Raw genomic sequence first — 23,461 nt, 5'->3', positions numbered from 1 at the left:
GTAACAATACGGTAACGCCCGCCGGGACACAAGGACCGACGCGCACTAATGTTCCAGGTCACACCCCGTAGACGCGTGAAAACGTCTCACTGATATCACGTGCCACATCGGCCACATCCATGTTGCGGACTTCGGCCAACACCTTCGCGGTGTGGCCGATAAGCGATGGCTCGTTGCGCGCGCCGCGGAACGGCTCCGGCGTCATGTACGGCGCGTCGGTCTCCACCAACAACTGGCCGGCAGGCGCCAGGCGGGCGGCCTCGCGCAGTTCCTCGTTGCGCTTGAACGTGACGTTTCCCGCGAAGCTCAGTACGTAGCCACGCTCGATCGCCTCGCGTGCCACGTCCAGTGGCGAGGAGAAGCAGTGCAAGATGACGTGTTCGGGGCGTGGGGCGTCGTCGAGAATCCGCATGATCTCCGCATCACCCTCACGGTTGTGGATCATCAGCGCCTTGCCGGACTCGCAGGCCAGGTCGATGTGGAAGCGAAACGCCTCCTCCTGCACGTCCAGCGGCGCGGTGCGCTCCGCGTCGTGTTTGAGCCAGTACGTATCGATGCCGGTCTCCCCCACCGCCACGCAACGCGCGTCGGCGGCCATGGTCTGTAGGCGGGCACGCGCGTCGTCGTCAAGTTCATGCGCCCTGGTCGGATGGATCGCGCACGCGGCAAACACGCGCTCGTTGAGATGTGCGGCCTCAAGCGCAAGTTCCGCTTCGTCGAGGCCATCGCCGACGGTGCAGATGCGCTCGACCCCGGCGGCTACGGCACGCTGGACAAACGTGTCGATCTCTTCCGCGGTACGTGCGCCGCAGGACGCGAGGTGCGTGTGTGCATCGACGAGCCCGGCGATCGGCTCGGCGGGCACGGGAGTGGGACGTGGCTTCTTTTTGCTCATACGATGCACCCTATGGCATTCAACGACATTGACTCAGCCACCCGCACCCAAATTGAGGCCGACCTGGCCGAGGCAGCCGGTCGTGGCATCAACGGTTCCCCGGCGGATATCGTCGCCTCGTTCGAGGAGGAACTTGCCGATTACCTGGCGCTTCCCCGCGATGTGCAGCGTGCGTTTCCTCGCGGCGAAACCGCCCGCATCTACGGCACCGCCCTCGGCGAGGCGCTCGTGCGGGAGGGCTTTTCGTGGCAATTGCTTATCGACGACTACGGGACCGATCTTGTCGTCGTCAAGAATCCCGGCGGCGCGGACGAGAAGTACACCGCCCCGCTCGTCGTTGTAGACCAGCGCTTTGAAGACGAAGAACCCGGCAAACTCACCGGGTTCCTCAACCAGTTTCTCTAGGCCTACTTCTGCACCGGCGCCCACTCCGGGCCGGTCTCGCCGAGTTCCGGATCGAGCTTGGCGATCAGCGGCTTCGGCTTAGCCAACTCGGTGCCCGGGGTAACCTCCACGCGCTGCCACACGGCCTGCTGCTGGGTGTAGTCACCGGTGATGGTCAGGTATGTCTGCCCCTTCTCTGGCAGGCCGGCGCCGACGAGGTTGAAGTCGGCGTCGTCGACAATCTCCTCGATGCGCGGCTCAGCAGCCCACACACCCTTTCGGCCCAAGGTCTCGTGGACCTGCTGCGCGGTGTGCGGCAGGAACGGGGTGAGCATGGCGTTGCAGTCAGACACCACCTGCAGTGCGGTCCACAGGACGGTGGCCAGGCGTTCACGCTGGGACTCGTCCTTAGCCAGCTTCCACGGCTCCTGCTCGGCGATGTAGGCGTTCGCTTCACCAACGACGTGCATGATCTTGGTGATCGCGTTCTTGAACCGAGCCTCGCTCAGATCCGCACCGGCGGTAGCAAAGGTTTCTTGCGCGAGGTTCAGGATGCGCTCGTCGGACGCCTCCAGCGGGCCCGGCGCGGGCACCTGGCCGAAGTTCTTGTGCGCCATGGACACGGTGCGGTTGACCAGGTTGCCCCAGCCGTTGGCCAGCTCGTTGTTCACGCGACGGACGAACTCGTCCCAGGTGAAGTCGGTGTCGTTGTTCTCCGGGCCTGCGACTGCGATGAAGTAGCGCAGCGGGTCCGGGCCGAACTCCTTGAGGAAGTCCTTGACGTAAATGACCACGCCCTTCGACGAGGAGAACTTCGAGCCCGACATGGTGAGGAACTCAGAAGAGACAACCTCGGTGGGCAGGTTGAGCTCGCCAAGACTGTGTACCTCGCCGCCCTTGGAGCCCTTGCCCGCGTAGCCAAGCAGCTCCGCCGGCCAGATCTGGGAGTGGAAGGTGATGTTGTCCTTGCCCATGAAGTAGTAGCCCTCGGTGGCTGGGTCCTGCCAGAAGTCCTTCCAGGCCTCCGGCTTGCCAATGTTGTGGGCCCACTCGATGGAGGCAGACAAGTAACCGACGACGGCGTCGAACCAGACGTAGAGCTTCTTCGACGGGTTGTCCTGCCAGCCCTCTACTGGGATCGGGATGCCCCAGTCGATGTCGCGGGTCATGGCGCGCGGACGCATGTCCTCGAGCAGGTTCAGGGAGAATTTCAGCACGTTCGGGCGCCAGTCCTCGCGGGTGGACAGCCACGCCTCGAGTGCGTCGTGGAGCGCCGGCAGGTCGAGCATGTAGTGCTCAGTCTCGACGAACTCCGGGGTCTCGCCGTTAATCTTGGATACCGGGTTGATCAGGTCTGCCGGGTCCAGCTGGTTGCCGCAGGTGTCGCATTGGTCACCGCGGGCATCGGTCGCGCCACAGATTGGGCAGGTGCCCTCGATGTAGCGGTCCGGCAGTGTGCGGCCCGTCGACGGGGAGATCGCACCCTTGGTGGTTTCCTTCACCATGTAGCCGTTAGCGTCCAACCCGCGGAACAGTTCTTGGACCACCGCGTAGTGGTTGCGGGTGGTGGTGCGGGTAAACAGGTCGTAGGACAGGCCAAGGCCTGCGAGGTCTTCCACGATCTGCTTGTTGTAGCGGTCCGCCAATTCCTTGACGCTGACGCCTTCCTTATCCGCCTGGACCAACAGCGGGGTGCCGTGCTCGTCGGTGCCGGAGACCATGAGCACGTTCTTGCCGGCCATTCGCTGGTAGCGGGCGAAGACATCGGAGGGGACGCCGAAGCCGGCGACGTGTCCGATGTGGCGCGGGCCGTTTGCGTACGGCCAGGCCACACACACAAGAACGTTCTGGGTGGAATCAGCAGCAGTCATGGCTCCCAGCATAAGTTATGGCCCCGCCAAGCAAGGAAACTGCTCCGCGGGGCCAGCAACGAAGGTGCGAAACGCTACGCGTTAGTTCTTCGCGCGCGGCTTCAGCATCTTCTTCATTTGCTCGCGACGTGCGTCGAGTTGCGCTTGGTCGCGGTGCATGCGGCGCTCGATAGCCAGCTGGCGGGCGAAGCGCTCGTGTTCCTTCTTATCCAGGTAAATGGTGTCGTTGGACATGTCCTTCACAATCGCGAACATGAGCGCGATAAGGATGAACAGGAACGGTGTTGCGGCCACGATGGTGACGGACTGCAGAGAGTTCAGCGCGTCAGCACCTCCGGAGATCAGCAGGGTCAGACCGACGAATGCGGTAGCCACGCCCCACATAGCGGCCAGCCACGGCTTGGCTTCGGTCTTGCCGGACTGGGTCATGGACGCCATCACGGTCGAGGCCGAGTCTGCGGAGGTAATAAAGAAGGTACCCAGCAGCAACAGGGCGAACACGCCGACAACGTAGCCGCCCGGCAGGGCGTGCAGCAGGTTGAACAGCTGTTCCTCGTTGGAGCCGCCGCCGACGATGGACTGGCCATCCTGCTCCATCTTGATGGCGGTGCCGCCGAAGATGGCGAACCATACGGTGGACAGGCCAGCCGGGACGAGCAGGACGCCGAGGCAGAACTCGCGCACGGTGCGGCCGCGGGAGATGCGAGCCAGGAACGTACCGACGAACGGCGACCAGGAGATCCACCACGCCCAGTAGAAGATGGTCCAGCCGGAGAGGAAATCACCAGCCTGGCCGTCGGAGCTCTCTGCGGTGCGGGCTGCCATTTCGAAGAAGTTCTGCAGGTAGTTACCAAATGCGGTCGGCAGCATGTTCAGCTGCGCAACGGTCGGGCCGAAGACAAAGACGAAGATCGCCAGGATCGCGGCGATGACCATGTTGGCGTTAGACAGCCACTGGATGCCCTTGGACACGCCCGACATTGCGGACAGCAGGAACGCCAGGGTCAACACGGAGACAATACCGATAGTCAGCTTGGTGGATGGGTTGTCCACGAAGCCGGACGCCTCCAGGCCGGAGCTGATCTGCAGCGCGCCAAGGCCCAGGGAGCAGGCGGTGCCGAAGATGGTGGCGAACACAGCGAACGCATCAATGAGACGACCGAGCCAGCCGTCAGCACCCTTCTGTCCGATCAGCGGGATGAAAGCGCTCGACAGCAGCTGCTTGCGGCCAAGGCGGAACGTCGAATACGCAATGGCCAGGCCGAGAATGGCGTACACAGCCCACGGGTGCAGCGTCCAGTGGAACATGGTCTGTGCCATGGCAGCGCCTACTTCACGTTCGTTGTGGCCGGGTACGCCGTCGAGGTACATCGCCAGTGGTTCTGCGGCGCCGTAGAACATCAGGCCGATGCCCATGCCGGCGGCGAACATCATGGCGATCCATGAAGTGGTCTTAAATTCTGGTCGCTCGTCTGCGGTGCCGAGGCGAATGGTGCCGAAGTTCGACGCCGCAATCACGATGACAAAAATGACAAAAATGGTGCCGCCGAGGACGAATGCCCAGCCCAGGTTGTCAATCACCCAGGTGAAGGCGGCATCGGCGAAGTTGGAAAAGCTGTCGGGGGCAGCCAGGCCCCAGCCGACAATTGCCGCGACAATAATGGCCAACGGAATGACAATGCCCCAGTTCACTGGGGCATCTTCTGCATCCGCGGCACGCTCCATGCGCTCTTCCGGGTCGACGTAGTCCGTCGCAACGCCGTCGCGGTCGGCGTCGAGCAGCGCAGCAAGTTCGCTGGCTGCAGAAGTTTCTTGGGGTGCGTATTGATCAGTGCTCTGCGTCTCCGCATCGGGATCGTGTGGATCCCTTTGTGAGTCTCGCTGAGACATACGGTTACTCCTTTGAAGTTTTCAGGTGTTTAAAAGTGCCCAAGCAGGCTAACGTAAATAACACCTTTGTGCTAACCGAGTTGTCGCGAGAACTTACTCAACCGCGCGCAGCGAGCGCGGCATCATACAGGTCCCCTACTTTCACGCCGTGCGCTTTGGCGACCTGTTTCGCAGCGTCCTTCATACGCTCGCCCTTTTCGACGAGCTCAAGCACCTTCCCCACCAAATCTTCCGCTTCCGGCTGCTTCGGCTCCCCACCTTCAATCACAAGCGTGATCTCGCCGCGTACGCCGTCTGCTGCCCATTCGGCAAGTTCTGCAAGAGTGCCGCGCTTGACCTCTTCATAGGTTTTGGTCAGTTCCCGGCACACCGCGGCGCGGCGTGTACCGCCGAGGACGTCGGCGGCGTCGTCAAGCAACTGCGCGATGCGGTGCGGGGATTCGAAGCAGCAGACGGCGCGACGCTCGTCGATAAGGGATTCCAGCCAGGCCCGACGCGCACCGGCCTTGCGGGGCACGAAGCCGTCGAAGATGAAGTGGCCGACGTTGAGCCCGGACAGCGCGAGTGCCGTGGTTACCGCAGACGGGCCCGGGATACAGGTCACGGGGATGCCGGCGTCGTGGGCGGCGGCGACGATCGAATGCCCTGGGTCGGAAACAATCGGCATGCCGGCATCCGTGACGACGAGGACGGTACCGGTGCGGGCGGCGTCGAGAAGCTCACGCGAACGCGCGTCCTCGTTGTGGTCGAAGTTGGACACCACGCGCCCGGTGATCTCCACACCGAGTGCCGCAGCCAGCGCGCGGGTGCGACGCGTATCCTCCGCGGCGACGATATCGGCCTGACCAAGGGCCTGCACGAGCCGTGGAGAGGCGTCCCCGATGTTGCCCAGCGGTGTGGCGGCGAGCACCACTCCGGTAGCTGGGAACTGGGTTTCACGATCATGCTCGGCGGACATAAGCCTGAAGCATACGCGTCAGGCGCTAGTATCTTCGTCCGTGACCACTATCGCGAGCACTTCCAACGCCACCCCGGCGTCAGACGAACCAGGCGCGGCGCGCAAAGTCCGCCCGAGCCGACCGGCCCCCACCGCACCCGTATCGGTGCCGTGGACGCGCCGCGACACCATCGCCGCCAGCGTGATCGGTGTCCTCGCGCTGTTTACCAGGTTCCTGGGGCTGACCCAGCCAACCAGTTCCGGCACCCCGGTCTTCGACGAGAAGCACTACGTGCCGCAGGGTTGGGACATGGTGCGCAGCTCCTTCAACCCGGTACTCGGCGGCATTGAGTCGAACCCGGGCTACGGCCTGGTCGTGCACCCGCCGCTGGGCAAACAATTGCTAGCGATGGGCGAAACCATCTTCGGCTACACCCCACTGGGCTGGCGCATCATGACTGCCCTGTTCGGCACCGCAGTGGTCGTGTTCGTATTCCTCCTCGCACGGCGCATAAGCCAGTCCACCTCCATCGGTGTGATCGCGGGCATCATCGCGCTTTTCGACGGCGTCCTGCTCGTCGCCGCCAAATTCGGCATGCTGGATATCTTCCAGGTGTTGTTCATCGTCATTGCTGCCTGGACGCTCGCCGGCGATATGCGCGAGGTGCACCACCGCTGGCACGACGCCTGGCTGGCAGGCAAGTTGGATGGCACTGGCCCGTTCGGCCCGCGGATGGGCTTTCGCTGGTGGCGCTTCGCCACCGGTATCGCGCTTGGTCTTGCGCTGTCGGTGAAGTGGTCTGGCCTGTACTACATCATGTTCTTCGGCCTACTGTCGTCGTTCTGGGACCTCTACCTGCGCCGCCGCTACGGCGTGGAAAAACCGGTCGCAGGCACCTTGCTGCGCGACGTGCCGGCGGCGCTGGCGTCGATCGTGCTCATCCCGGCGCTGCTCTACATCTGGTCCTGGCGCGCCTGGTTCGCATCCGAGACCTCTGTGTACCGCCACTCGCTTGCCGACGGCACCATCGCCGGCTCCGACTGGCCCTGGCTGACAAACCTGCCCGATTCCGTCGCTGGCTGGCTGTACTACCACTTCTCCGTCCTGAACTTCCACGCATCCCTGACCTCCTCGAGTGGGCACTCTCACCCGTGGGACTCCAAGCCGTGGGCATGGCTCGTCTCTGCGCGCCCGATCCTCTACTACTCCGCCACTGACTTGGAGTGCAAGGTCGCCCCGGGCGATGGCACCTGCCGCGAGATGATCTACATGTTCGGCACCCCTGCCATCTGGTGGCTCACCGTGCCAGTCCTGCTCTGGGCGTGCTGGGTCTGGCTGACCCGCAAGGACTTCCGCGTCATCGTTCCGGTGATCGCCTTCGCCGCCGGGTTCCTCCCGTGGCTGGCTGCATTCGACCGCCAGATGTACTTCTTCTACGCCACTGCTCTCGTGCCGTTTACGGCGGTGCTGCTTGCGCTGGCGGTGGGCAACCTTGCGAAGAAGGGCAGACCCGTGACGTGGGGGTGGGTCAACAAGGTCGCAGGCTTTGAGATGCGCTGGGGCCAACTCGCTGCCGTGGTCTACATCGCCTTGGTCGCGGCAAGCTTCTTCTACTGGTCCCCGATCTTCTACGGCATGCGCATCCCGGATTCCTACTACGAATCCCTCATGTGGCTGCCGAGCTGGAAGTAACTACAACGGGTTGGCGCCGAGAATGCGCCACGCCCGGCGCACTTCCCCGCCGCGATCCGCGAACCACGTCCACACCAGCGCGATCACGCTGACAAACGGGATGAATACCGCGGCGGGTTCAAACTCACCCGCGCCAAGGACCGCGTCGCGCACCGCGAAGCCGACCGTGAAGGTGAACATCGACCCCACGATCAGCAGCACGCCCGGGATCTGACGCGGCTTCCACGCCGTAAACGCCAGCGCTAGCGCCACACCAAGGCGTACAGACGCGCTAGACGCCACCACCGGCTCTTCCCCACCCGCAACGATGAGGCTGATGGCCCACAGCACCCACGCCACCGCCATGGCGAAAAGCAGAGTGCGCCCGATGGCAAGGCCGAAAGCGCGCCGTTGCGAGAGCTTGCGCCATTCGTCGTCCACGCTTGCCAGGATCACCTCTGACAGATCCTGCGGCGGGGCCATCGCGGGACGCTCCTGCGGCACGAACTCATGGGAGAGCACCAGGGCCTGGTCGAGGAAGGCCTGGCACTCATCACAGCTCGCCAGGTGTGCGTCGACGACGGCGTCGTCGAGACCGGCCGGTTCGCCGTCGATACGCGCAGACAGCGCTGCCTGAACTTCCTCGTGGCTAAGCACGCGTTAACACCCCATCCAAACTCGCACGACCGGTGCCGAACACGATGATGATAAACAACGCCGCAGCTAGCACCAGCGGGTACTCGATCCCGGCGTTTTCCACGAAGAACCCGTTATCCAGGTGCACGAAATACCCCGCGGCGAGCACGAGCAGCGTCAGCACCGACGCGACGATCGTAGTGAGCAGCCCCACTGCCAAAAACGCCCCACCGATAAGTTCAGCGGTACCAGTCAGGTATGCGGACAGTTGTGGCTGCGGCACCCCGAGTGCCGCGAAATCGCGCCCGGTTTGCGCCATGCCGGTGTCAAACCAGTGTTGAAACCCGCGGGCGACAAATACGGTGCCGAGGACAAGACGCAAAAGGAGCAGCGCAAAGTCACGTACGGCAGGCCTATTCATGCCAATGAGCGTACCCGTGGAACCGAATGGGGTAGAAACGAGTCCAATAGTTATGAGTGAAAACAAGATGAACGAAACTGACCAACTTCCAGACGCCGCAGGATGGCCCGTCGTCGGCGAAGACGGCCGTGCGCGCCCGCCATGGGCCGCAACCGATCCCCTGCTGCGCGACTACTACGACGCAGAGTGGGGCGACCCCGTACGCGACGAGCGGGGCATGTTTGAACGCGTCTGCCTCGAGGGCTTCCAGGTGGGCTTGTCGTGGCGGTTGATCCTGCAAAAGCGCGATGCGTTCCGCGACGCCTTCGCAAACTTCGACCCGGAGGTGGTCGCGGGCATGAGCATTGAGCATTTGCTTGACGACGACACCTTGATCCGCAACCGCCGCAAACTCCAATCCGCCGTGACCAACGCCAAGGCAACACTTGCCCTGCGCGAGGAGGGCACGCACCTGGGCGAGTTCATCTGGTCCTACAAGCCGGAGACAACCCCTGCCCCGCGCACGATGGCGGAAGTCCCGACACAATCCGACGAGTCTGCGCAGTTAGCCAAGGATTTGAAGAAGCGGGGGTTCACCTTCGTGGGACCGGTGACCATGTACGCGCTGATGGAGTCCACCGGCATCTTGGACACGAACCTCATCGGCACGTGGAAGCGTGGCAGATCCGGAGTGTGGGACTAGTCGTCGTCCATTTCGGCGAAGGCGTCCTCGACCGAGTCGTACTCCTCGCGGGAGGCCTCCCACACTTCCTTCGCCGCCGAAAAGTTCACCGCGGCGATGATCGCGCCGACGATGATGTCGAACCACGCGGTGTGCCACACGAAGGTCAGCAATCCCGCGACGATGATGAGCACGTTGGCCAACGCGTCGTTGCGTGCCGCGAGCCACGCGCCGGTGGCAAGCGACGAGCCTTCGTCGCGCAGCCGCAGCAGGATCACGGCACAGATCAGGTTGACCGCCAGCGCGCCGAGCGCAACACCGGTCAGCCCTTCCGGTGAGGGTGGCTCTGGGTTCAAAATCTTGACCACCACAGTCACCACGGCTGCCACCGCCGGGATCAAGATCAGGGCGGCGAGGACACTGCCGGCAGCGCGTCGCCTCGAAGCAGGCCATGCAACCGCAACAAACACGAGCAGGTTGATAGCGGTGTCTTCGAGGAAGTCGGCCGAGTCCGCAAACAATGATGCGGAACCAATCGATATCGCAGCGACGAACTCAACGAAGAAGTACGCGAGGTTTAGCAGCGCAACGATGAGCACTGCGCGGACACTGTGACCAATCCTTTCCATAGCGAAAGCCCCGCACGATCGTTCTATCGTGCGGGGCGGAAAGTGGAGCTAAGGGGAATCGAACCCCTGACCTTCGCATTGCGAACGCGACGCTCTACCAACTGAGCTATAGCCCCTCAAGGGCGCCTCTTGAAGGCGATTGCCACGTTACTCCTGCAACCCGATGTGGTTAAATCGCCTGGTTATAAGCACTAGCTGGCGCGTGCAGCGAAGCGGTCGCGGATATCGCGGTAGTCGGCCCGGTCGTGGTCGTCTTCTGGCGGAGTGAAGCGAGAAACGGGCAGTGCGTCGAAGTCGGGGCTGTCGTCATCAAGATCCAGGATCACCGAGCCCGAGTAGCGACGAGCAACGCGCTCGCGCGAGTTGGCCTCATCACCCAGAGCGACACCCAGGCGCGCGCGACGCAGCTGGCGGAGACGACGCTGGTGCAGTGCGCGCTCCTGCAGCACGGTGTGGCGCAGTGCGATCATGTACCACGCGGTCAGGCCAAGCGCGACGATGTTGAGCGCCCACACCCAGCCACCGGCGACGAACGCGGCCACAAACGTGATCACACACGCTGCAAGCAGACCGAGCAGCGTGCGCTGGCGGCGCTGTTGGCGCGTGGCCTTGGCTGCCTGCTCGCGCTGTGGGTCGTAGCCACCGCGGCCACGACGCGACGCCGCAAATGCGATGTCTGCCTCGTCGACGACATCGTTTTCGGCCGCGTCTTCAGCGTCTGTGTCTGCGTCCACAGCATCCTCAGCGTCGACGGCCTCGACATCGTCCGCGTTGTCCTCTGCGTCCTCCGCACCTTCAGCGTCAGCGACCTCAGCCTCAGCGCCTGTGTCCGTGTCTGCATCTGTGACGGTGTCTGCGGTGGCGTAGCCCAGGTCCGCCGGCGAGGTGTACGTCTCGTCGAGCTCGTAGAGGTCTTCCTCGACAGCTTCTTCAGCGGTGTGTTCAGCGCCTTCTTCGTTCTGGACGAGCACAGAGATTGCGGTCGAGCCGCCAGCCTCTGCGGCGACAACACTGGCGGTCTCAGCAGATTCAGCGGTCTCGACAGATTCCTCAGACTCGGCGGGTGCAGCCTCGCCCTGGGATTCAGCGTCAGCCTCGTCGGCGACGTGCTCGATAACTTCGCCATCGACGGTGTTGTCGTCCTGGGCAGCGTCTTCGGCCTGTACGGATTTGAAGAGGCGCAGGTTCGGGGCGTCGTCGATAAGCACCTGCTCCTCCTCGGCGACAGCCTCGACAACCTCGTAATCGTCATCTGCGTCGTCGTGGCGGTGGATGTCAGCCTGGGTCAGCTTCGGGCGACGGCGGGTTGCCATGGGGGCGTCGCCACCTTTGTGCAGCACGCGCGTCTCTTCGTAGCCCTCACCGGAGCGGCGAATCGGCTTGTTATTCCCCACCGCCAACGGCGCGAGCACGATCACCCACACGATGAGGATCAAAACGATCAATAAGCTCGAGCTGCCCATCACAGACCTTTCCGCAACTACATGCACCCAATAGACACTTCACGCCACGGTATCGGCACAACCGACACTCGGCGGGTTGGCGCGCCGTGGTCGCGGAAAGGAATTCAAAAACCAGACCACCTAGACAAGCCGACCCGCGCGGCGGAGCCGTTGCACCGCGGTCGTGGGATAGTCGTCGATATTGATGGCGACGAAGTGATGGTCACGCCACTGCCCGTCGATGTGCAGGTTGCGTCGCAAATAGCCTTCCTCCACAAAGCCGTTGGTGCGCAGCACCTTGCCAGAGGCAGGATTGCCCGGCAGATACGTCGCCGTCACACGGTGCAGGCCCACGCGCCCAAAGGCGTGATCCACGCCGAGTGCACACGCCGCCGACGCAACCCCGCGCCCCATATATGGCGAATGCACCCAGTAGCCGATCCAGCATTCGGAGACGATCCCGTGCTGGATGTTGCCCAACGTCACTTGGCCGGCAAACGCGCCGTCGACCTCGATGACCATCGGCACCACCGTGCCCTGCTGCGCCATGCGTTTGAGGTTGAGCCACGAGTTGCGCCACGCTGCATGCGAGTGGGCGTCCTCCCAGGTGCCGTCCACTGTGGGCTCGACAGGCGCGAGCCATTGCCTATCGACGACGCGCGTCTCACACCAATCCGCCCCATCACTACCGCGCAGCGGACGCAACTGCACACGCGCACCGTCCGGCAACCCGACGGCAGGGGTCGGTTCTGGCCAGCCCGGTGTGGGCGGGCGAAACATGGCAAACACGCTAGCTGCGCTGCCGGATGAACTCGACGTCCACCTCGTCGCCCGGGCGCACGTGGGTGGCACCCTCTGGCAAGTGGATCATGGCGTTGGCCTCCGCAAACCCAGCCAGCAAGTGGGTCGGGCCGGCGTCGAGCACGCTCAGCGGCTCCACGAGGTACTCGCCGGTCTCGCTGTCTCGCATGAGGCGGGCGCGAATGTAGCCCCGACGACCGTCGATGGACTCCATCGGACGCAACGAACGCGCACGCACCGTCTGACGCGTGATCGTCGGCGCCCCGAGGGCACGGCGGATGAGTGGCCGGACGATGGTCTCCGTAATCACCAGAGCGCTCACCGGGTTCGAGGGCAAGAGGAACACTGGGATCCTCTCCTCCCCCAGCACGCCGAAGCCCTGAACGGAGCCAGGGTGCATGGCAACGCGGGTGGTGTCGATCTGCCCCATCTCGCGCAGGATCTCCTGGATCGCCGCAGCACCGGAGCCACCGACGGCGCCGGTGATGATGATGCACTCGCTCTTATCCACGTAACCGGCGATGGTCTCGCGCATGCGGCGCGGCTCCGCGTTGATGATGCCCGCGCGTTGCACCTCAGCGCCAGCCTCTTCAGCAGCGGCAGCCACAGCGTAGGAAGCGATGTCGAAGACTTGACCCAAACCGGGGTCGCGCTCCAAGTCGACGAGTTCCAGTCCGTAGCTCATCACCGTCACTCGCGGGCGCGGGTAAACGAGCACCTTGTCGCGACCGGCCGCAGCAGCCAGCCCCACCTGCGCGGGACCGAAGATGGTGCCCTGGCGCACGGCAACGTCGCCGGGCTGGATATCGTCGCCGGCCTTGCGCACAAAGTCACCGGTGCGCACGGGGCGCAGCGGAGTCACGCGCTTGCGGCCGCGGTCGGTCCACTCCAGCGGCAACACAGCATCAGCCAGGGTGGGCAGTGGCGCGCCTGTGGCCACACGCACCGCCTGGCGTGGTTGGAGGCGCAGCGGCTTCTGAGATCCGGCGGGCACCTCACCGACGACCGGCAGCGCACGATCGGGCGCCGGGCGTGGGGCCTTCTGCTCTTCGGCGTCCGCTTCGGACTCATCCTCGGCGCCAGCTGCTGGTCGCCTGCGCAGACCTGCGGTACCGCCGACGTCGACGGCGCGAACCGCAAACCCGTCGATGGCAGCCTGGGCAAAACCGGGAACCTGGCGGGTGGCGGCGATTTCCTCCGCGCACCGCAGCCCGAGGGCATCAGTGAGTGCGACGCGGATGGGCTCCGGCGCGACGGCAGCATCAATCACTGCTGCAAGCTGCTCCTCAACGCTGCGCATGGATGTACCCGCCTTACTTTCGCCTTAGTTTGTCAGTTCGGGGTGTTCTGCTTCGTATTCGGTGATGATCTTCTTCAACGCCGTGTACAACGCCGGCCCGTACTTTTCGTCGTGCAGACCAAAGTCCACATTCGCCGGAATATAACCACCCGGGTTGCCCAGGTCATGGCGCTTGCCCTCATGAACCACCACATGCACCGGGTGGCCTTCAGAGATCATCAACTCAATGGCATCAGTTAACTGCAGCTCGCCGCCCTTACCCGGGGTAATACGACGCAGCGCATCAAAAATGCCACGATCCAACAAATACCGGCCAGTAGCCACAAGCGTCGACGGCGCATCCTCCACAGCAGGCTTTTCCACCATGCCACGCACCTTCAACACCTCGATGCCATCAAAGGACTCCCCCGCATCCTCAACATCAAACACGCCGTAGTTAAACACCTCTTCACGCGAGACGTTAAACGCGCACAGCACAGACCCACCGAGGCGATTGCGCACTTCGACCATCTTGTCCATCACCCCCATCGGCAGCACAAGATCATCCGGCAACATGACGGCCACGGCATCTTCGTCGTCGTCAAGCGCCTGCTCCGCACACCCCACAGCATGACCCAGGCCGAGGGGCTGATCCTGCTCAACCGCAACAGCCTGAATCAGCTCGCCAGCACGAGCAACCTTTTCAGCCTGCTCTTCCTTGCCGCGCGCGACCATGAGATCCTGCAACTCGGCAAAGTCACCGAAGTGGCGCATGATCTCTTCCTTATTCGGCGCCACCACCACCGCCAAACGCTGCGCACCACAGGCCGCAGCCTCCTGGGCGATCAACTCAATGCCCGGAGTGTCCACCACCGGCAGCAACTCCTTCGGCACAGTCTTCGTCGCCGGCAAAAAACGCGTCCCCATACCAGCAGCAGGAACAACAACCGTCTTCAGCGAAAACGCGTTGCCGTCCGTGGCAGCCGGGGCCGCAGCAGTGTGGTCAGTAGAATTCCGCATAAGTCATGAGCTTAACCTGACGCCCCTGTAAACCCGGTGAGCGACCCAAGGAGTTCCGTGTCTCAATCCACACCAGCCGTCAATGCAAAAGATGCTTTGCGACGAGCCCACCTCTCCACCCGGCGCGAATTAGCCGCAGACACTGCACGTAAGCAGTCACTTGACGACGCGATTGTGTCGCACACACTGGCGTGTTTGCGTGAGACGAATGCGGTGGGGACCAACATCGCGGCCTACAACCCGTTGGCTACTGAGCCGGGCCCAGCCGATTTCGCGACACGTCTTACCGGGCCCGCCCGCACGGTGTTCTTGCCGATCTCGCTCAGCAGCGGCGAGCTGGCGTGGTCCCCAGCCGCAGCCGACGACGCCGGTGCAGCCGGTGCACTCGGAGTCGTCGAGCCCACCGGCGCGAGATTCACCTCCCGGGTGCTGCGCTCGTGCGGGTTGATCGTCGCGCCGGCACTCGCGGTGGACCGAGGCGGGATGCGCCTAGGTAAAGGCAAAGGCTATTACGACCGTGCGCTTGCAGGACTCAACGTACCGGTGGCCGCGGTGGTCTACGACGCGGACATCGTGGACGCCGTGCCTTGCGACGACCACGACCAACCCGTGGACTACATCATCACCCCAAGCGGATTTTTTAGGGTCTGAGGGAACCGGGGTAGCGCAGGGTCCGTCAGATACCTATGGACCTTCACGCACAGTTCGCACAGTTGCGCACGCCCGGATACCGCCGGTCTGTCATCATTCGCCGCATCGTTGCGGTGGTTCTTGTCATCGCCGCGGCGTTGCACGTCATCGTCGGTGTGTCACGCGATGATCCAGCGGTGGTTGTCTTTGCCCGTGAGGTTGCGCCCGGCACCACGCTTACCGGCGAGGACGTGGCCCTGCGGCGACTTCCAGCTGACGCAGTACCGCAGGGGGCACTGTCTGATCTCGCGCTGGCGGAGGGCCAACTTCTTGCCGCGGCGGCATCAGCTGGTGAGGTGTTGACCTCCACACGCCTTGTCGGACCGGATCTCACCGCAACCTTGGTTGCGGAGGAACCACCCGGCGAAGAGTTCTCTCTGGTGCCGGTTCCGGTCGCGGAATCAGACATCATTCCGCTGCTGCATCACGGTGCACGGGTGGACGTGATCGCACAAGGGCCGCGCACTGTCGCGACTGGCGGGCGCGTGGTTACTTCAGGTGAGAAAGGTACAGTTCTTGTGCTATTTCGGCAGTCTCAAGCAGAAGCCGTTGCTGCAGCCTCGTTGGATGGCCCATTGACCTTACTTTTGAGTCGTCATATACAACCGCCTAGTATTCCCTAACATGCTTCAAGGTTTTAAAGATTTCATCATGCGCGGCAACGTCATTGACCTTGCCGTTGGCGTTGTGATTGGTGCAGCTTTCACCGCTGTCGTCACCGCATTTTCCGATTCCATCATCAACCCGTTCCTCGCAGCCCTCGGCGGCGTGGACTACTCCGGCCTCGGCTTCTTCGTCCGTGAGGGCAACGAGGCTACCTTCGTTGACTTCGGTGCACTGATCACCGCAATCATCAACTTCCTGCTCATCGCTGCAGTGATCTACTTCCTGCTGGTCATGCCGATGAACAAGCTCGACGAGGCACAGAAGCGTCACAAGGGCGTCGACCCAGAGGAGCCGGCTCCGACCGAGACCGAGCTGCTCGCGGAAATCCGCGACCTGCTGTCCAACCAGAACCCGAACTCCACCCAGAAGCCGCTGAACTAATCCCCGTGATGCGGCGGCCGCTGCTCTTCGTAGAAGGCGCGGCCAGTCAAGCCCGGCTCTTCGTCATCGAGTAGCACTTCGCGCTCGCCGTCGAACGCCGGGCTTTTGCGTTGTTGCGACGGCGCCTTATCCGCCGTGCGGTCGTAATCCACATCCGCACGACGCACGACTCTTCTTCTCTTGCGTTCCATCTGCACTGTCACCGCGCGCTATCTACACCGAGTACTGGTTGAGTTCGCCGATGAGGTGGGTGACCAGCGGGGCAATCGTCGATACGCCATCGCGAATCGCCTGACGGCTCGACGCCAGGTTCACCACCACCGTAGAGCCGGATACACCGCAAATGCCGCGGGAGGTGCACGCATCAACCGCGCCACACGCCTGCCCCGACGCCCGAATCGCCTGGCTCACCCCCGGCACCACCTTATCGATGATGCCGCGCGTCGCCTCCGGCGTCTTATCGCGCGGACCAACACCCGTACCACCGAGCGTGAGCACCAAGTCCACACCACCGACGACACCGGTCTCAATCGCCTTGCGGATATCGGACTTCTTCGACTTCACCCGCACCACACCGTCAACCCGGTAATTGAACTCGCTAAGGAGCTCCACCACCATCTTGTCGGTGTTATCGCCGGGGGCGTCGTATCGACGATCCCCCACCAACACAACAATGGCACGCGGCGATTCCGGCGCAGCCTGCTCCAGCTCAGAGGCACGAAGGGTTGCATCGTCCGGCTCGTTCATGTCCAGATCAGCAAGATCAACCGAGTCATACAGTTCAGTCATCGTAAAACGGGCTCCCGTCCGTCAGCGCGGTGAGAAAATATTGCAAGTCTCTAAAGAACTTACTCTGTGCTGAGGGTCACCTCTACCGGAATCGGCTCACCTTCTCCTTGACGCTCCACTTGCAGCGTCACTGTCTGGCCAAAGTCCTGCGAACGGGTAGCGGCAATCAACGCGTCGGCTGAATCTATAAGTCGGTCATTCAACCGCGTGATCACATCCCCCGGCTTCAGACCAGCCTGCTCCGCAGGACTGCCAGGTTCCACCGCGGCAACCACAGCGCCGCCAGTGATGGCCTGGGCGATGCTGACCTGCACACCCAGCATCGGTTGCGTCGCCTCACCATTACGGATCAGCTGGTCCGCCACTCGCTTGGCAAAGTTCGACGGAATGGAGAACCCAAGACCGATCGAACCGCCGGAGCTCTCTCCGCCAAAGCTGCTCTGGGACAGCGACGCAATCGCCGAGTTCATACCGATCAGGTTGCCGTTCATATCCACCAACGGGCCGCCCGAGTTACCGGGGTTGATCGCCGCATCCGTCTGGATGCCGTCCATCAGCGAGCTCTCGCCGCCACCCTGGCTCGCGCGCACCGGTCGGTTGAGCGCAGAGACGATACCTGAGGTCACCGTCGCAGACAGACCCAACGGCGAGCCGACCGCCACGACCTGCTGGCCCACGCGCAGGTCGTTAGAATTGCCGAACTGCACCACCGGCAAGTTGTCTACGCCCTCGATCTTGAGCACGCCAATGTCGGTGTTCACATCGGAGGCAACATACTGCGCGCGGTGGCGAGAACCATCGTTGAGCGTGACTTGAATTTCGGTCCCCGGCTGCGCACCTGCGGCAATCACATGGTGGTTGGTCAGCACATACCCATCAGAGGAAATGATGGAGCCGGATCCCTCCGCCCCACCAGAGCGCGTGGCCACCTCAATGGACACCACCGACGGCAGCACCTGCGCCGCCACCTTCTCTACCGATCCATCTGGTGCCTCCGCGGCATTCGACACAGAGGGATTCTCCAGGGCGTTTTCTTGCGCCTGCTCTCCACTCGGAGCATCTGCGCTTTGCGACGATCCCGCCGACCCCGCAACGTAACCCGCACCGGCACCGGCCGCGAGGGCGGTCACCAACGCAACCGCAAAGGCGGTTCCTACGCCTGCGCGACGCTTCGGAGCCTGGGATTGCGGCGGAACCGTGTACACGCCACCGCTTGGCACATACGGTGCCTGGTCGTAGTTTTCAGTTGTCTGGTGCGGAAAGCTCGAGGTTTCATCGTTGGGTTGCTCTCCGAAATCGCGCGTATTGCTCATGGATTGCGAGTATGCCCTACCGCGCTGTGGCGGCGCTTGCGACCTCACCAAACGAAACGTAGTGTTTTCTGTACATTTTCTGTACGGGTTTAGCTGTAGCTTTTCTTCGGGATGACGCGGGTCTCGTTCTCGTCTTCAACTACAAGATCTTCAGCCGTCTCGTCCTCCGGAGGACGTCCCGGGAACACCACCCGGAAACGGGCGCCACCGTCATCCGACTCTTCCGCCACGATTGTCGCACCGTGGCGGTCCATCACCTGTTTCACAATCGCCAATCCCAGGCCAGAACCCGGCATAGCGCGCGACTCCGGGGAACGGTAGAACCGTTCAAAGACTTTCTCGCGCTCCTCGGGTGGGATGCCGGGGCCCGAGTCGTCGACAATAAGCACCGCGTTGCGCTTCGCCGCCTTAAGCGACACACGCACTGCACCACCCTCCGGCGACCACTTCGCAGCATTATCGATCAAGTTGATCGGCGCACGTCCCATGGCAAAACGATCACCACGAATGACCCACGGGTCGGCGTGGAACAAGAACGTCACATCGGGGCGACGACGACGCACACGGTCCAGCGCCTCTTCGAGCACCTCGTCGAGGCGGAAATCCTCCGGCTCGGTCTCATGCGACTCGTCGCGAGAAAGGTCCACCAGGTCGCCGATCAGAATCGACATCTCTTCCATCTGGGCAAGCACATCACGTTCCAGATCGGCCCGGTCCTCGGCCGAAATCTGGTCTTGGCGGCCCGAGTTATGCAACATCATCAACAACTCAATGTTGGTGCGCATCGATGTCAACGGCGTCTTGAGCTCATGGCCCGCATCCGCCACCAGTTGCGCCTGACGCTTCTTGGACTCCTCCAACGACCTCACCAAGGCGTTGATCGAAGAGGTCACCTCCGCAAATTCGTCGTCGCCCTCCACCGGAAGTTCACGCGGCCCACTCGACTCGTTAGCGTTGTCCAACTCACGGTGCAGCCTGCGCACCGGAGTCAAGCCCACCGCCGAAATGAACGCACCAGAAATCCACGCCACCAGGCTGCCGACACCGATAACCACCAGCGCTGCCGCCGCCCGGCTTCCAGAGATGCGACCGTACGGGTCCTCTGTCCGAGATGCGGCAACCACCATCCCATCCGGTGTTTGGCGCACAACAACACGCTTACCGTTGACTGAGCGCACGGATACCGAATCGCCGCTCTCCGTACGCAAATACGGCCCTGAAATTGATACCGGATCCCCCAAGAACAGGTTCGAGTCTGCCCCTGAAACCGCAATGCTTGTCAACGGGTTTGATCGCCGAAACGCCGCAATTTCAGAGCGGATCTGATCTTCCGAGGCCCCGTCGAGCTGGCGAGCCATCCCCAACGTCTTGCTCCGCAGCTCAGTATCCAACACGCCTTCGTGGGTTTTGGTAGACAGCCACATGCCAAGCATCGTCGTTAACCCAACTGCGGCAGCGACAATGAAGCCCGACAGCACCGCCAATTTCAGGCGCAAGGAATGACCTGCCCCGAGGCGGGTCTCATAGGCATCGCCAGACGCGACGCGCAACATCACGGAGCAGTCTCCCGAAGCACGTAACCCACACCACGCACAGTATGGATAAGGCGAGATTCACCGCCAGCCTCAGTCTTACGACGCAAGTAACCGATGTAAACCTCCAGGGCGTTGCCCGAGGTTGGGAAGTCGTAGCCCCACACTTCCTCAAGAATGGTCTGACGGGCCAATACGTGGCGCGGGTTCTGCATCAGCAGGTGCAGCAACGCAAACTCCGTACGAGTCAGCGAGATCGGTCGGCCATCGCGGAACACGTCACGCGTCGAGGTGTCCATGGTCAGGTCCTCGAACTTCAGCGTGGTCGAATCCTTCTGCTCACTGTGGCGCGACTCCGCACGGGAGCGACGCAGCAGCGAGCCGACACGCGCCAGCAGCTCCTCAAGCGCGAACGGCTTGGGCAGGTAGTCGTCCGCACCAGCGTCGAGGCCAGCCACACGGTCCGCGACACCATCGCGCGCCGTCAGCATAAGAATCGGGCCATCGTAGCCCGAAGAACGCAGCGTACGGCAGACACCGAGGCCGTCAAGCTTTGGCATCATAAGGTCCAAAATGGTCAGATCCGGCTGTTCTAACCGGATCTGGTCGAGCGCATCCTCACCATCTACGGCGAGGACTACGTCGTATCCGTTGAAACGAAGCGACCTACGCAGTGACTCGCGCACAGCCTGTTCGTCATCGGCAACGAGAATTTTCATGCGGATATTATGACTTATTTTCCTCTAAGAGTGAAAACGGCATTAAAAAACCGGGCCCCACCTGTGGGAACCCGGTATTTTTGCGCGAGTTTTACCTTGCGGAAGCTTAGAACTGCTCGACGTCGATCAGGCCAGCCTGAGCTGCCTTGACCAGACGACGCGGGATCTGCACCTCGCGGCCGTCGATCTTGACGTTGACCAAGTCAGGGTTGTTGGCCTTCCACTGGGAACGGCGCATGCGCGTGTTAGCGCGGGACATCTTGAACTTAGGGGTTGCCATGATTGTGCTCCTTTACGCCCTTTAGTTAGCGGACTTCTTCTTGCGGCGTGCCATGCCACCGAAACGCTGGTTGAACTTCTCAACACGGCCAGCGGTGTCCATGAGACGCTGAGCGCCAGTCCAGAACGGGTGAGACTCTGCGGTCACGTCAACCACGATGAGCGGGTACTCGTTGCCGTCCTCCCACTGCTCGGTGCGTGCGGAAGTCAGGGTGGAGCGCGTCAGGAACTTGTGGCCCGTGTTCGCGTCCTGGAAAATCACCGGGTGGTAATCCGGGTGAATGTCTTTCCTCATTAGTATTCGTCTCCCTCAGGATTGAACTACGGGTCGGTTCCTTACATTAAGGATCGTGCCCGAGTTGGGTGCGAAATGGTCTTTTCATCCGACGGTTGCCGGACAACTCGAAATAGCATACAGCTCACTTACGCTGCGACCTAATCATTGCAACTTGCTTATCGACGACCTCCGCCCTGCTCATCCACCACTTACCCTCAACCCCGCCATGAATCTTTCCTCGTTTTCTTTGCCGCTGGCAGCAATCGCCAGTCTCGCCGTGCTCGCCGCAGTGTCCCTGAACGACGCCACTGAAGTTGCCCTTCGGCTTGTTCCAGTACTCGGTTTCGCGGCCGGCATGTCTGTCGTCGTCAATCTCGCTGCTCGTGTGCACACCTTCGAGTGGCTGGTTGGCGCGTTGCAGCGCACGACGTCACGCAGAGAGATCGTTCTGGCGGGGTTTCTCGCACTGTGTGTCGCCGCAACGGCGTTCCTCTCACTCGACACCACTGCGATCATGCTGACCCCGCTGGCGGTGCAACTCGCCTCCCGCTTCCGCCTCCCGGTGCCGGCGGTGGCGCTTTCCGTGGTGTGGATTGCCAACTTTGCGTCCATGCCTTTGCCGGTTTCCAACTTGACGAATTTGCTGGCGGTGGGCGGCGACGCGTTTTCCACCACCGGTGAATACGTGAAACTCGCCGCCGCCCCTGCAGCCGTGGCAGTGGCAGTGGCAGTGGCAGCGTCCTACGCGGCCCGGGCGATATACCGCAGCGCAGCCGGCGAGCCTATGCCCGAAGCGTTATCGATCCTCCCCCGCCCAACGGGCGCCCTTGCGGTGCTGGGCGTCACCGTCCTCGCACTCCTCAGCCCGATCCCCTACTGGCTGACGAGCACCGTCGCCGCCATCGCAATGTGGTGTGCGGTGGGCCCGACCGGACGGAGCGACGGCATTACTCCACTCATCCCGTGGTCGGCGCTCAGCCTTGCCACTGCCTTCTCCGCGGTGGCGACACTGGCCCTGCAGATCAGCGATATTTCGTCCGCCGTGCAGCAACTCGCCGGCACACACCCCTTAGCAATTGCAGCTGCTGGCGCGACCACAGCGAACGCGATCAACAACATCCCTGCGTTTTTGATGCTCGAACCTGCAGTCAGCGATCCGGCCAGCGTGCTGGCTCTCCTGATCGGCGTCAATGTCGGCCCGGTGATCACCCCATGGGCATCGCTCGCCACACTGCTGTGGGCAGATCAACTCCGCCGCGCAAAGGCCCCAGTACCGTGGCGCGGTTTCATCCTGTGGGGCCTACTCCTGGCACCAGTTACCGTCATTGCCGCTACCGCTGCACTGCTTGCCGTTGCTTAGCCGCAACCATGTCGACAGCCCGGTGCATGACAATTTCAAACGGTCCCCGCTGGAAGCGCTTCAGCCACAACATGCTGAAGGCAACAAGCAGCGCACACAACGCGAGATAAACCCCACACACGAGCAAGGTGCCGGCAGGCCCCTCTACGTACCGGGCTAGACCAAACCCGAAGTCGTAGAACACCACAGAGGCGAGCACATTCTGCAGGATGTAGCACGTCAGCGCGGTGCGACCGACTGCAGCCAAACCGGTTCCCACCACACCAAGCGTGTTGTCGCGGCGGATGTAGAAGGCCGCGATGAGCGCGAGGACACCGAACGCCACTACCGTCGAGGTGACGTAGCGCGTCAACGAAGCAGATGCGCCGGTGGCAAACAAGCGCAGCCCCCAGTCCAGCGGGATACCAACACCAAGGCCGACGAGCATTACTTTGCGACGCAACCCCGCCCCGGCGGGTTGGAACAATCCAGCGCGGTACAACCTGGCCGCGAGGAGAAACACACCGATGCCCATCACGAACATGATTGGGATTTCGAACCTGCCGCCGAAGAAGTCGTCGATACGCGCCTGCACCATCGCCGGATAGCTGTCGGTTGCGGTGTAGAGCGCAAACGACTGGTCAAACGTGGGGATATCCTCGCCACCCTCGATCTCGTCGAGCGGAATACTGTTAAGCAGATAGGTGCCCACGGAGAACAGCAACATGACAAGGACATGTGCGCTCAGCGCCAGCCACATCCATACCTTTTGCACGCGCTCGCTGCGCGCAATAATCGGCGCCACCGCAAGGGCGGTCAGGCCGTAGCCCATCAACACATCAAACTCAAAGATGAAGATGTAGTTCAGTAGCCCTTCGGCCACAAGCAAGATTGCGCGCCAGTAGTACACCCATCTGTACGCGCTGACCTGCGGCGTT

26 protein-coding genes and 1 tRNA gene are annotated in these 23,461 nt (G+C 62.5%); 7 read left to right on the top strand and 20 right to left on the bottom strand.

Translation table 11 applies throughout. The features are described 5' to 3' along the window. Positions 1-58: 58 nt before the first annotated feature. Entirely contained in the window at positions 59-895 is an 837-nt protein-coding gene (locus HMPREF2736_RS11750) for a TatD family hydrolase (protein WP_070451764.1), read from the bottom strand. Positions 896-907: 12 nt separating this feature from the next. Between HMPREF2736_RS11750 and HMPREF2736_RS11745 the strand changes: the two genes are divergently transcribed. Continuing rightward, a complete protein-coding gene (locus HMPREF2736_RS11745) occupies positions 908-1,300 on the top strand; it encodes a DUF3806 domain-containing protein (protein WP_070483662.1) in 393 nt (130 codons plus the stop codon). 2 nt (positions 1,301-1,302) lie between these two features. Here HMPREF2736_RS11745 and metG read toward each other — a convergent pair whose 3' ends face one another. The 3 genes from metG to rsmI all read right to left on the bottom strand — a co-directional run bounded on the left by metG (position 1,303) and on the right by rsmI (position 5,998). Next, positions 1,303-3,150: a methionine--tRNA ligase gene (metG, locus tag HMPREF2736_RS11740; protein ID WP_246822167.1), complete on the bottom strand. Its 1,848-nt coding sequence runs from the start codon at positions 3,148-3,150 to the stop codon at positions 1,303-1,305. Between the two features lie 81 nt (positions 3,151-3,231). Beyond that, complete coding sequence (locus HMPREF2736_RS11735; RefSeq protein WP_083279308.1) at positions 3,232-5,040, bottom strand: BCCT family transporter; 1,809 nt, start codon at positions 5,038-5,040, stop codon at positions 3,232-3,234. 97 nt (positions 5,041-5,137) lie between these two features. Continuing rightward, on the bottom strand, positions 5,138-5,998 hold the full coding sequence (gene rsmI, locus HMPREF2736_RS11730) for a 16S rRNA (cytidine(1402)-2'-O)-methyltransferase (protein WP_070483666.1): 861 nt from the start codon (positions 5,996-5,998) through the stop codon (positions 5,138-5,140). A 40-nt stretch (positions 5,999-6,038) separates the two neighbouring features. Here rsmI and HMPREF2736_RS11725 point away from each other — a divergent pair, with 40 nt between their 5' ends. Further along, positions 6,039-7,670 (top strand): dolichyl-phosphate-mannose--protein mannosyltransferase, encoded by a 1,632-nt coding sequence (locus HMPREF2736_RS11725; protein WP_371326422.1) that lies wholly within the window; start codon positions 6,039-6,041, stop codon positions 7,668-7,670. Here the strand turns inward: HMPREF2736_RS11725 and HMPREF2736_RS11720 are convergent, their stop codons facing one another. Both HMPREF2736_RS11720 and HMPREF2736_RS11715 read right to left on the bottom strand, forming a co-directional pair. Next, positions 7,671-8,306 (bottom strand): zf-HC2 domain-containing protein, encoded by a 636-nt coding sequence (locus tag HMPREF2736_RS11720; RefSeq protein WP_070483668.1) that lies wholly within the window; start codon positions 8,304-8,306, stop codon positions 7,671-7,673. It abuts the gene before it with no gap. After that, positions 8,299-8,706, bottom strand: coding sequence for a DoxX family protein (locus tag HMPREF2736_RS11715; RefSeq protein ID WP_070421414.1), 408 nt, complete (start codon positions 8,704-8,706; stop codon positions 8,299-8,301). The genes HMPREF2736_RS11720 and HMPREF2736_RS11715 overlap by 8 nt, the downstream gene beginning before the upstream one ends. Positions 8,707-8,758: 52 nt before the next feature. Between HMPREF2736_RS11715 and HMPREF2736_RS11710 the strand changes: the two genes are divergently transcribed. Beyond that, entirely contained in the window at positions 8,759-9,388 is a 630-nt protein-coding gene (locus HMPREF2736_RS11710) for a DNA-3-methyladenine glycosylase I (protein WP_246822165.1), read from the top strand. Here the strand turns inward: HMPREF2736_RS11710 and HMPREF2736_RS11705 are convergent. The 6 genes from HMPREF2736_RS11705 to HMPREF2736_RS11680 all read right to left on the bottom strand — a co-directional run bounded on the left by HMPREF2736_RS11705 (position 9,385) and on the right by HMPREF2736_RS11680 (position 14,538). Then, a complete protein-coding gene (locus HMPREF2736_RS11705; RefSeq protein WP_070829946.1) occupies positions 9,385-9,996 on the bottom strand; it encodes a cation efflux transmembrane domain-containing protein in 612 nt (203 codons plus the stop codon). The two genes, HMPREF2736_RS11710 and HMPREF2736_RS11705, sit on opposite strands and share 4 nt — an antisense overlap. Positions 9,997-10,039: 43 nt before the next feature. After that, positions 10,040-10,112: transfer RNA gene (locus HMPREF2736_RS11700), tRNA-Ala, on the bottom strand. A 75-nt stretch (positions 10,113-10,187) separates the two neighbouring features. Next, positions 10,188-11,441 carry a divisome protein SepX/GlpR gene (gene glpR, locus HMPREF2736_RS11695; RefSeq protein WP_141761656.1) on the bottom strand — a complete coding sequence of 418 codons (1,254 nt, stop codon included), beginning with the start codon at positions 11,439-11,441 and terminating at the stop codon, positions 10,188-10,190. A 138-nt stretch (positions 11,442-11,579) separates the two neighbouring features. Continuing rightward, complete coding sequence (locus tag HMPREF2736_RS11690) at positions 11,580-12,218, bottom strand: GNAT family N-acetyltransferase (RefSeq protein ID WP_070829962.1); 639 nt, start codon at positions 12,216-12,218, stop codon at positions 11,580-11,582. Between the two features lie 10 nt (positions 12,219-12,228). After that, entirely contained in the window at positions 12,229-13,539 is a 1,311-nt protein-coding gene (gene glp / locus HMPREF2736_RS11685) for a molybdotransferase-like divisome protein Glp (protein ID WP_070421417.1), read from the bottom strand. Positions 13,540-13,563: 24 nt separating this feature from the next. Continuing rightward, positions 13,564-14,538 (bottom strand): UTP--glucose-1-phosphate uridylyltransferase, encoded by a 975-nt coding sequence (locus HMPREF2736_RS11680; RefSeq protein WP_070421418.1) that lies wholly within the window; start codon positions 14,536-14,538, stop codon positions 13,564-13,566. Between the two features lie 57 nt (positions 14,539-14,595). Between HMPREF2736_RS11680 and HMPREF2736_RS11675 the strand changes: the two genes are divergently transcribed. The 3 genes from HMPREF2736_RS11675 to mscL are packed head-to-tail and all read left to right on the top strand — an operon-like array spanning position 14,596 to position 16,275. After that, entirely contained in the window at positions 14,596-15,189 is a 594-nt protein-coding gene (locus HMPREF2736_RS11675) for a 5-formyltetrahydrofolate cyclo-ligase (RefSeq protein WP_070829941.1), read from the top strand. A 35-nt stretch (positions 15,190-15,224) separates the two neighbouring features. Then, positions 15,225-15,851, top strand: coding sequence for an SAF domain-containing protein (locus tag HMPREF2736_RS11670; RefSeq protein WP_070820443.1), 627 nt, complete (start codon positions 15,225-15,227; stop codon positions 15,849-15,851). 1 nt (position 15,852) lies between these two features. Continuing rightward, positions 15,853-16,275 (top strand): large conductance mechanosensitive channel protein MscL, encoded by a 423-nt coding sequence (mscL, locus tag HMPREF2736_RS11665; protein ID WP_070421421.1) that lies wholly within the window; start codon positions 15,853-15,855, stop codon positions 16,273-16,275. Here mscL and HMPREF2736_RS11660 read toward each other — a convergent pair. The 7 genes from HMPREF2736_RS11660 to HMPREF2736_RS11630 all read right to left on the bottom strand — a co-directional run bounded on the left by HMPREF2736_RS11660 (position 16,272) and on the right by HMPREF2736_RS11630 (position 21,202). Beyond that, entirely contained in the window at positions 16,272-16,478 is a 207-nt protein-coding gene (locus HMPREF2736_RS11660) for a hypothetical protein (protein ID WP_224212929.1), read from the bottom strand. The genes mscL and HMPREF2736_RS11660 overlap by 4 nt on opposite strands. Before the next feature lie 10 nt (positions 16,479-16,488). After that, entirely contained in the window at positions 16,489-17,064 is a 576-nt protein-coding gene (locus HMPREF2736_RS11655) for a MogA/MoaB family molybdenum cofactor biosynthesis protein (RefSeq protein WP_070421423.1), read from the bottom strand. Positions 17,065-17,123: 59 nt separating this feature from the next. Beyond that, complete coding sequence (locus HMPREF2736_RS11650; protein ID WP_083323080.1) at positions 17,124-18,377, bottom strand: S1C family serine protease; 1,254 nt, start codon at positions 18,375-18,377, stop codon at positions 17,124-17,126. A gap of 89 nt (positions 18,378-18,466) precedes the next feature. Then, entirely contained in the window at positions 18,467-19,930 is a 1,464-nt protein-coding gene (locus tag HMPREF2736_RS11645) for a HAMP domain-containing sensor histidine kinase (protein WP_070451742.1), read from the bottom strand. Further along, positions 19,930-20,628: a response regulator transcription factor gene (locus HMPREF2736_RS11640; RefSeq protein ID WP_070421425.1), complete on the bottom strand. Its 699-nt coding sequence runs from the start codon at positions 20,626-20,628 to the stop codon at positions 19,930-19,932. The genes HMPREF2736_RS11645 and HMPREF2736_RS11640 overlap by 1 nt, the downstream gene beginning before the upstream one ends. A gap of 106 nt (positions 20,629-20,734) precedes the next feature. Continuing rightward, positions 20,735-20,908 carry a 50S ribosomal protein L32 gene (rpmF, locus tag HMPREF2736_RS11635; RefSeq protein ID WP_070421426.1) on the bottom strand — a complete coding sequence of 58 codons (174 nt, stop codon included), beginning with the start codon at positions 20,906-20,908 and terminating at the stop codon, positions 20,735-20,737. Positions 20,909-20,929: 21 nt separating this feature from the next. Next, the gene (locus tag HMPREF2736_RS11630; RefSeq protein ID WP_070421427.1) at positions 20,930-21,202 is read right to left on the bottom strand and encodes a type B 50S ribosomal protein L31; all 273 of its coding nucleotides are present in this window, start codon (positions 21,200-21,202) and stop codon (positions 20,930-20,932) included. Positions 21,203-21,410: 208 nt separating this feature from the next. On the opposite strand from HMPREF2736_RS11630, the gene HMPREF2736_RS11625 reads away from it, so the two are divergent. After that, positions 21,411-22,544 (top strand): SLC13 family permease, encoded by a 1,134-nt coding sequence (locus tag HMPREF2736_RS11625; RefSeq protein ID WP_070829960.1) that lies wholly within the window; start codon positions 21,411-21,413, stop codon positions 22,542-22,544. On the opposite strand, the gene HMPREF2736_RS11620 is transcribed toward HMPREF2736_RS11625, so the two are convergent. Next, on the bottom strand, positions 22,516-23,461 hold a 946-nt coding region (locus HMPREF2736_RS11620), incomplete at its 5' end, for a DUF418 domain-containing protein (RefSeq protein WP_070829939.1). The genes HMPREF2736_RS11625 and HMPREF2736_RS11620 overlap by 29 nt on opposite strands.

It is taken from the genome of Corynebacterium sp. HMSC036E10, assembly GCF_001836265.1.
GTDB classification, from domain to species: Bacteria; Actinomycetota; Actinomycetes; order Mycobacteriales; family Mycobacteriaceae; genus Corynebacterium; species Corynebacterium coyleae.
Note: the sequence above shows the minus strand (reverse complement) of the source record. Positions and strands in the feature narration are given on the sequence as shown.